Below are 5,128 nucleotides of genomic sequence, written 5' to 3'. Positions count from 1 at the left end.
TAGACAGTCCTTCGCCAGTGACAACCGCGACTACCGCCATGTCAGCAATCGGCAATCCTCTTTCCTTTTGCAAAGCGAGGAAATCTTCGTACTGTTCATCCATATTGCGTATATTTATCTTGTGCATGGTGCCCAGAGAGATTGCGTAGCGGATAACATTGCTGGGGTCAAGGACATGTATGTGAACCCTCACCATATTCGGGTCACCCACCGCAATCACTGACTGCCCTTGTTTCCCCAGTTCCTGCCTGATTTCGTCCGGGTTCAGGTTTTCCCCTTCCAGGATAAACTCGGTGCAATAGCCAAAGGGCACCTCTTCCCGTCGCGAACCCTGCCATTGTTTCGTTGCTACGGGGACACGGCTTGCGATAATTTCCGACTTATCTGATTTTATCCGATTTATTTCACCTTTAAGATAGAGAAGGGCTCCCTCCAGCAGGGTATAAAGCCCTTGCCCACCGGCATCTACCACTCCCGCCTCCCTCAATACCGGAAGCAGGCTGGGTGTATTGGCAACCGATTCCTTCGCGGCTTCAACCGCAGCTTCCAAAACCGATGTCACGCTGCCATTACCGTCCGTGGCCCGTTTCTCAGCGGCCAGTGCAGCTTCCCTTATTACGGTCAGGATTGTCCCTTCAACAGGATTGCTTAATCCGCGGTAAGCCATTTCCGAGGCCTGAAGCAGGGCCTTGGCCAGGTCTTTACCATCTATAGTTACTTTCTCACTTAAACTGTTTGCCAGACCACGCCATATTTGCGACAGAATAACGCCGCTATTACCTCTGGCACCCATGAGTGCCCCTTTGGCCATAGCCTGCGCGACCGATGATATGCTTCCTTCATCGACCTTTGAAGCTTCATCCAGACTTGAACGTATCGTCAGCAGCATATTAGTACCGCAATCGCCATCAGGCACCGGAAAAACGTTTAAAGCATCGATTTCAGAGACACTTTTCTCAAACCAATCAAGCGCAGCGCTAAACATCCCTTTTAATTCTTGCCCGGCAATTGTTCTGTGCCCGTCCATTTCGTCAATACCTTCAAGCTCTATATACCTAGAAGTTCTAGGTATAGATAGAATAAATCATAACTTTGTAGCTGTCAAGAGCAAAAATTTTCATGACAATTCGCTATAGCCGTCAATAAATGGGGTGCTAAACAAGCGACATCATTAACCCTGAAAACAGGGGCATCATGAAATTATCGTTAACCGGCAAAGGTGTTGCCTCTATCGCGGTTGCGCTTACGGACCCAACTATTATCATCGTCATATTGCTGCTGAGGCCCGAAAAGTAGAATGTGAATCCTATGACGATGCAGCTAAGAAAACACGCCACATCTCCCTCCAGCGTTTTTTGAGGGATTTGACTCTGCCAACGGTGTTTCCGACAATCGCCCCAATCGCATCGCCAACGGCGAGAAACGCTATCGCGAGCATGGCAATACGTGTTTCGAAGGCCAGGTATGCCAGAAATGAGGATATGAGTATATACAGGGCGCCCGTTGCCCCGGCCGTCTCCTCTTCACGAATAAAGGGTCTGAATACCTTGAAAAACCACCTGTTTACGGACGGAATCGCGAATCTGGCCAGTTTCAGTGCCAACAGAAGCAGGGCCGCGACTCCGAGCGTTATCAACACAACGCTCTAGGGTAAAAACAGCCCTGAGAGCGCGATTACCATTCCGCAACCTATGTGGGAAACGCCTTACCTGATAACGGCTCTCATACGTCTGTTCCTTTACTGACCGCTTCGTCGATGCTGGTCGCTGCCCGGCTTATACCGCAACAAAGGTAAACCAGAGCCACGCCATGATGATTCCTATAGCGGAGCCTACTATCACCTGGAATGGTGTATGACCAATGTACACCCGCAGGTCGTGTTCCAGCTCAGCAATAGGTCGCCGGTCCCTGAGTTCAGCGATAATCCGATTGAGGATGATGGCTTGCCTGCTCACGGACTGCCGCACACCGGCAGCATCGTACATCACGATTACAGCAAGTATGACGGAAATCCCAAACGCTACACTACTGATACCCTCGACCATGGCTACCGCCGTTGCCAGTGCGCTCACTGTGGCGGAGTGGGCGCTGGGCATGCCACCGGTCGAGACAAAGTAACGCAGGTCAATCTGCCTTTTTCTTATTAAACCGATGAGCACTTTTATGGACTGCGCCAGTGCCCAGGCACAGACAGAAGCGATGATAATGTTATTCATACGTGCTGTTTACCTCAGGACAGGGAAGACAATTAATATCATATATGATGTGCCGATAAGAGCACAATCCTGCTGCTTTTAAATCGAGCGGATGAGCCCATCCATTCATTTTTTCGGTGCCTGAACCAACTCCAGAGTCATGCCCTCGGGTCCCCACAGATAGACGAGCTGCCACCCAAACATTGGATTACTCTCATCAGCAACGCTACATGGTGGTGACTTGAATTGTACGCCTTTCCGCTTCATATTCTCATAGGTCTCTGTAATATCATCCACGACAAAACCTATATGGGGATAGCCGACGTCGTTGGTATTACCTTTGAGTTCCTTACCTGGAGGCGACAAGTACTGTATGAACTCCAGGACAAAATCCTGAACCTGGACTTTTTGGACGCGAAGATGTGCTCCCGGCAGGCCAGTGCACTTTTCAATCAAATCCCCTTTATATTCATACGGCTCCCAGATGTTAGTACAACCTAATTTATCTCTAAACCAGGCAACAACCTGGTCTAAGTCCTTAACTGCCAGGCTGACATGGTTTATTTTTTGTATCACAGCTCATCCCCCTTCTTATTTACTATCTCTTAATTGGACGGAATTTCTAAGTGCACCAAAATACGGTTGCAGGCCTTTCCATTATACATGGCCTGCCATTAATAGAGAACAGGATATAGGTTGGGGCACACCCCTTCTATCCGGTTTGCCACAGTCAGGACAGAATTTCTCTATGTATGCTGGATTTTTTCCATTCAAGCCAAGAGTTAAAACCCCAGGTCGATAAACAGTTTGCCGGCTTTGGCAATGTTGTAATTCGGCATGTCGAAAAAATTCACGGTCACCCTATCCGGCTCAATCTTGTAAATCTTCACAATAGAGTCTGTAATTTCCTTTGCCAGTTTCCTTTTCTGCTCAACAGTTCTACCTTCAAGTTGTCTGATAGTAACAGTAGGCATGCTTACATTACCTCCTTTATGACTTCCCAGTCATTTTATACCAGGTAAGCAAATTATATCCATTTCATTACCGAAGTCAATACCATTGCTTTTTGGGATAGCTAACCGAATGATGCTATAATGGCTAAAATAAGCCGACGCATTAACTACTCCACCATTCACTATGTTGTAAAATATTATTATGGACAGACGCAAAAAGGCCAAAGCTGAGGGAACGAAGTATACAGTGGAATGTATACTTTGCGGTCGAAGGTTCGATATCCCTGCGACTAAGGAACCTGTTGTGCCCTTCCACCTTGGCCAAAAGGGTTTTCGCTGTCCTGGTGCAAACCACCCCGGCAGAGTAGTCAAGCCTGGCATCTAATTTGTCGCTAATTGCCCTTTCTGCAAAACGTAACAGAATAAGGCAAATATCGTATTAAACATAGAAGCCCTTCTCGTTTTTCTTCTTTTCTTTTGGCGGGCAGACTTGGAAAGCTCGGTGGGTCTGCCCGCCATTGTTATTCTTTGTAGTTTAATCATCATTTCTATAAACATTGGTAAGGGAGCATCTCCCTTTTAATTCGCTGAAATCTTATAACCTGTCCTTTCATTCATAACTTTGGCTGCAATTTCATGCAAACTACAAATCTCAGTTTTCCTTTGCTCGACTGTAATATCTTTGGAATGAACCTGTAATATATTTGTCATTTTTTAAAGGCTAAATTTATAGACTTTTAACCTGATTCGTTTATTATAGAAAGAACAAGAATGGAATGAGCAGAGATAGGAGAATCAGGAATGGAGCAGTTTAGCGACATAATACGAGAGGAAGATACTAGCTCTTTACTGACACTGGAAGAAGTAGCCAATATGTTAGAGGCCCACATCGATACAATCAGAGTCTGGGCCGATCTGAACGCATTACCATATTTACGTATGGGTCCTCGAGGTGATCTGAGGTTCCGGATGGAAGATGTTATTGCTTTCCTACTAACGTAAGTTCAAGGCCGATACTTTGTACATAAGTTAAGTATTCTATAAATCATAAGCTCCTAGTAACATTATTCAGTCCTAGCCCATTTGTCTTTAATGCGTTGAAAGCGTATCTTAATCCGGCGCAAGCTTTAGCTTTTAGTCTTAATACTTTACTGATTTCCGGCCCGGTAAACCAAATCGTCTTTATGAAGCACCGCATACGCGGACTTTTAGCCTCAATCGGATTAGTTATTCCTCAGACTCAGTGACGTGAGGGTATTCCTTAATCGGCATGCCTGACAGTGCGTGCCGGTAGTTCATGTTCGCTTCTCTCTTATTTAGAAAATATTAATAATCACTCGTATGGTTTTTAGTACTTATTAAGCTTACTTTAGGCAATATATAACTGCTGTAAGAGGATATGTTAGAGACAATGCCATGAAAAAAGTGTTAGCGGTATATAGTCTAATTAGTTTTATTGCCGTTTTTGTTGGCGCAATATTCGTGAGTATAGCACCTTTGCCATCATCTCAAATTGATGCTGTTCTGTTTGCAATGGCGGCACTAATGCCAACGACAATTCTTAGTCTCGCAATGTCAGGAAGGAAACGGAATATATAAGCCTTAATATTGCCCCTTTTTACTCACTGTCCTTTTCTATAACAACCTGTCCAACGCGCGACACTTCTGAGATTGAGAATCACTTTTTCTGGCTTTTCTTCATCTCTTCCAGTTTTGCCACAAAGTCATGCCTAGGTGGGGAGAAGACATCAATAGCACTTAAACCTTTTTCTGAAACATACCCTTTATGTTCTATGTTAGATGGTAGAACGATTACATCTCCCTTTCCAAGGTGGTATTGTTTACCTTTGGAGTGAACCCCTGAAGCTGGACACAATGGGGTAGGAAGGTTTGGCAGGGTCCAAGTATAATGAATGAAAGAGAGGACCTTGCCATGAAGAATCAGAGGACGTTCAGCTTAGAGTTTAAACGCCAGGTAGT

Annotated in this window: 6 protein-coding genes; 1 reads left to right on the top strand and 5 read right to left on the bottom strand. The window is 45.4% G+C overall.

Going from position 1 to position 5,128, the window contains the following annotated elements:
- The 5 genes from KKD83_06775 to KKD83_06755 all read right to left on the bottom strand — a co-directional run.
- Positions 1-1,027, bottom strand: a 1,027-nt coding sequence (locus KKD83_06775) for a DAK2 domain-containing protein (GenBank protein ID MBU2535850.1), incomplete at its 3' end; no start/stop codon positions are given.
- A gap of 279 nt (positions 1,028-1,306) precedes the next feature.
- On the bottom strand, positions 1,307-1,636 hold the full coding sequence (locus KKD83_06770; GenBank protein MBU2535849.1) for a hypothetical protein: 330 nt from the start codon (positions 1,634-1,636) through the stop codon (positions 1,307-1,309).
- A gap of 139 nt (positions 1,637-1,775) precedes the next feature.
- Entirely contained in the window at positions 1,776-2,216 is a 441-nt protein-coding gene (locus KKD83_06765) for a divergent PAP2 family protein (GenBank protein ID MBU2535848.1), read from the bottom strand.
- Positions 2,217-2,321: 105 nt separating this feature from the next.
- Entirely contained in the window at positions 2,322-2,771 is a 450-nt protein-coding gene (locus KKD83_06760) for a VOC family protein (GenBank protein ID MBU2535847.1), read from the bottom strand.
- Between the two features lie 206 nt (positions 2,772-2,977).
- A complete protein-coding gene (locus KKD83_06755; protein ID MBU2535846.1) occupies positions 2,978-3,169 on the bottom strand; it encodes a tautomerase family protein in 192 nt (63 codons plus the stop codon).
- Positions 3,170-3,949: 780 nt separating this feature from the next.
- On the opposite strand from KKD83_06755, the gene KKD83_06750 reads away from it, so the two are divergent.
- Positions 3,950-4,150 (top strand): helix-turn-helix domain-containing protein, encoded by a 201-nt coding sequence (locus KKD83_06750; GenBank protein ID MBU2535845.1) that lies wholly within the window; start codon positions 3,950-3,952, stop codon positions 4,148-4,150.
- Positions 4,151-5,128: the final 978 nt, after the last annotated feature.

The organism is Chloroflexota bacterium, from assembly GCA_018829775.1.
Lineage (GTDB): Bacteria > Chloroflexota > Dehalococcoidia > Dehalococcoidales > RBG-16-60-22 > E44-bin89.
Note: the sequence above shows the minus strand (reverse complement) of the source record. Positions and strands in the feature narration are given on the sequence as shown.

Excerpts from the sequence above, each read along its gene's own strand:
- KKD83_06765 (MBU2535848.1), bottom strand. The coding sequence starts at position 2,216 with ATGAATAACATTATCATCGCTTCTGTCTGTGCCTGGGCACTGGCGCAG.
- KKD83_06755 (MBU2535846.1), bottom strand. The coding sequence starts at position 3,169 with ATGCCTACTGTTACTATCAGACAACTTGAAGGTAGAACTGTTGAGCAG.
- KKD83_06750 (MBU2535845.1), top strand. The coding sequence starts at position 3,950 with ATGGAGCAGTTTAGCGACATAATACGAGAGGAAGATACTAGCTCTTTA.